General features: G+C 56.2%; 3 protein-coding genes. 1 reads left to right on the forward strand and 2 read right to left on the reverse strand.

Annotated features, from left to right (window positions below; genetic code table 11):
• Nucleotides 1-199 (forward strand): hypothetical protein (locus C9413_RS32905; RefSeq protein WP_210263663.1); only part of this gene is annotated, 199 nt, incomplete at its 5' end.
• Between the two features lie 89 nt (nt 200-288).
• On the opposite strand, the gene C9413_RS30240 is transcribed toward C9413_RS32905, so the two are convergent.
• Both C9413_RS30240 and C9413_RS30245 read right to left on the reverse strand, forming a co-directional pair.
• Entirely contained in the window at nt 289-1,512 is a 1,224-nt protein-coding gene (locus tag C9413_RS30240; protein WP_040114635.1) for an ATP-binding protein, read from the reverse strand.
• Between the two features lie 363 nt (nt 1,513-1,875).
• Nucleotides 1,876-3,069: a cystathionine beta-lyase gene (locus tag C9413_RS30245; protein ID WP_040116444.1), complete on the reverse strand. Its 1,194-nt coding sequence runs from the start codon at nt 3,067-3,069 to the stop codon at nt 1,876-1,878.
• Nucleotides 3,070-3,178: the final 109 nt, after the last annotated feature.

The following is a 3,178-nucleotide window of genomic DNA, read 5'->3' on the forward strand; positions in this document are numbered from 1 at the left end:
ACATAGAGTCATCCAACGGGATCGGGGTATTTCCCTAGGGGAAACGCCTACCCTCAAGGAAGCGCTTGAGCCGGATGGGCTTGTTGCTCGTCGCGGACCGAGTTTGCTTAGTCCCATCACGGCTTCGTTCAATTGGGCGAAGGTGCAAAACGACGAAATGCTGACGGCAACGGGAAGTTTTGCGCGATGGTCACCTTGAAGGGAATCCAACCTGGGGGCCCTTTTCATCGACACCGTCGAATTTTCAGGAATGCTCGGGTCTGGAGACTGAAGCGCAATTCCCAGGCGCTAATGCCACAACGCCGAAATTGGCACGGCGGATAGGCGTTCGCCGAATGGAATCACCTTGTTATGATCGTACAAGACAATGCCCGAAACAAATTGTTCTCCACATGCCTCGGCCAAAATTCGCAATCCGGAAAAATCGGAACTCGAGACGGATGCTGCCGCTTTTATCTCGATACCGACAACTCTCCCGCTTCTGTCTTCGATGACGATATCGACTTCGTTCTGCTGCTTGTCACGAAAATGCGAAAACTCGAAGCGGGTATGCCCGCCGCTGGCGAGTTTTAGGATCTCCCCAAACACAAAAGTCTCCAGCAACGCTCCGAACTGACCCCTGTCGTCGCGCAGGCGGTCGAGAGAGAGGTCCCGAAGAGACGCGAGCAGACCGGAATCGAGGAAATGTATTTTCGGTGTTTTGGTCAGGCGTTTCAGTTTGTTGGAAAACCAGGGCTGCACGGTTCGAGCGAGGAACAGGCTCTCGAAGATGCCGACATATTTTTGCGTTGTGATGTGGTTCATACCGATGGCCGCGCCAATTCCGGAATAATTCACGAGCTGTCCCGAATGCTGTGCCAGAATCCGTAGCAGGCGCGGCATTTGAGCAATCTGCTCGATTTGCGCGACATCGCGAACGTCGCGTTGAACGATCGCCTGGATATAATCCGCATACCAGTCCTGTCTGCGGCTCAGGGTTTTGCGGCCCAATGCCTCGGGATATCCACCGGCCAGAACCGCCGCCATCAGGTCGTCTCCGACAATTGGTTCTCCGGCTTTGGCTTCGTTTTGAAAGGCGTCGCGCAGGAAGCTGCTGCCGGCTGTCCTGATCTCGCTTTGCGCAAGCGGTAGCAATCGTACGACCTCCATGCGCCCTGCCAGCGAGTCTGCCACGCGTGGCAACGTCATTAGATTGGCTGAACCGGTCAGGAGGAAACGCCCTGGGCGCTGGTCGGTATCCACGCTTTCCTTGATGGCCAACAACAGCTCGGGAGCGCGCTGAATTTCATCGATGATGGCGCGATCCATGCCTCTTACAAAGCCAACTGGATCCTGTCGCGCTGCGTCCAGGGTCGTCGCATTGTCCAGCGTGTAATACTCCATCCCCTTGTTGGCCATCTTCTTGGCCAACGTTGTTTTTCCAGATTGTCGGGGACCGACGATCAGTACGACTCGCGTGTCTGACATGGCGTCGGCAACGCGTTGCTCAACGAGTCTTGGATACAGCGCCAAAGCTTCAATCCTTAAATGACCGTTTGAAACTACGGTGATGACCGATCGAAAGTCAAGGCGTGACCACTTGAAATCCACATGGCGGCTGATTGAAACGGGAAACCAAAAGTAGGTAGCATGCCAGATTGCGGCATGAGGTAAACGAGAGGCCACGCAGGCGCTGCCGAAGTTTTCACGGCGGTCACCGGAACTGACCTGGCTGATCCTCAACGGAGGGGTACCTGATCAGGAGGGAAGCGAAAGCAGACCTATGTGCGTCCGAGTCGACAGCGGCGATAGTCGTGCTCTTGATGGGAACCGAACCGCTGACCACTCCCCCTCAATAAACGCAAAATCCGCAATAACACAGCAAGTGCGCGCCGATCATCGAGACGCCCGTGCCACAGAAAATCCTTTCTCAAGGTCCGCCTTAAGATCGACGACATCTTCGAGACCGATATGGAGGCGCAGAACGGGTCCCTCCTCTGGTGGCGGCAATATACGCCGATCATTGAGATCGACGTGAAGTGCCAAACTCGGGAAGCCACCCCAGGAATAGCCTATTCCGAAAAGCAAAAGGGCGTTCAGGAAAGCCTGTGCTTTTGCTTGGAATTCATCCGTGCGCGCGACAGCCAGCACAAATGAGAAGACTCCGCTTGCGCCTTTGAAATCGCGTTTCCAGATCTCATGACCAGGGAAACTCGGCAGGGCGGGATGCAGGACACGCGCCACGTCGTCGCGGGCTTCCAGCCATTGCGCTATCTCAAGCGCGTTGGACTGATGACGCTCCAATCGGACACCCATGGTGCGGAGCCCGCGCAATACTTGATAGGCATCATCAGGGGCACCGCATATGCCAAGCGCGCCATTCGCATACTTGAGGCGTTTCCAGTGTTCGGCGTTGGCTGAAACGGTCCCCAAAAGAATATCGGAATGGCCGGCCGGATATTTGGTGGCCGCCTGGATCGAAACGTCCACGCCGAAGTCGAGCGGCCGGAAGTACAGTGGCGTCGCCCACGTATTGTCCATCGTCACCACCGCCGCGTGGCGGTGTGCGACCGCTGTGATGGCCGGCACGTCCTGCATCTCGAAAGAGTTCGAGCCCGGCGCTTCCAGATGAACAAGCCTCGTATTCGGCTTGAACAGCGAGTCGATCGAAGCGCCGATGGACGGATCGTAGTATTCGACCTGCACACCAAAGCGGGTAAGCATTGTGTCGCAAAAATGACGGACATTCCCATAGACGGAATCGACAACCAGCGCATGGTCGCCTGGAGAGAGATAAGCGAGAAATGCCAGCGTGACAGCGGCAAGGCCGGAAGGCACGATGATGGTTCCCGCCGTCCCCTCGAGCTCGTTCACCGCTTCGCATAAGGCGTCCGTCGTTGGCGTCCCGCGTGTGGCGTAGGTGTACTTCTGCTCATGTCTTTCCATCGCCTTCGCATTCGGGAAAAGCACCGTTGATGCTCGAGTAACGGGGGGATTGATGAAGCCGTGATAATCGAAAGGGTTGTATCCAGCCCTGACCAGCTGGGTATTGGGACCAAGGGCCTTTGGTCTATCGTTGTTATCGCTCATGAGTTCCTGCATCCGGTTGCCGTGGAACAGCTCACTTTGTTCCGAGGAGCCATTCCGTTGTCCGATATTGGCATCTGGCCGCAAGGCCGGTTTCACATCGGGCTATGGC

This window comes from Rhizobium sp. SEMIA 4085, from assembly GCF_013004495.1.
Lineage (GTDB): Bacteria > Pseudomonadota > Alphaproteobacteria > Rhizobiales > Rhizobiaceae > Rhizobium > Rhizobium gallicum.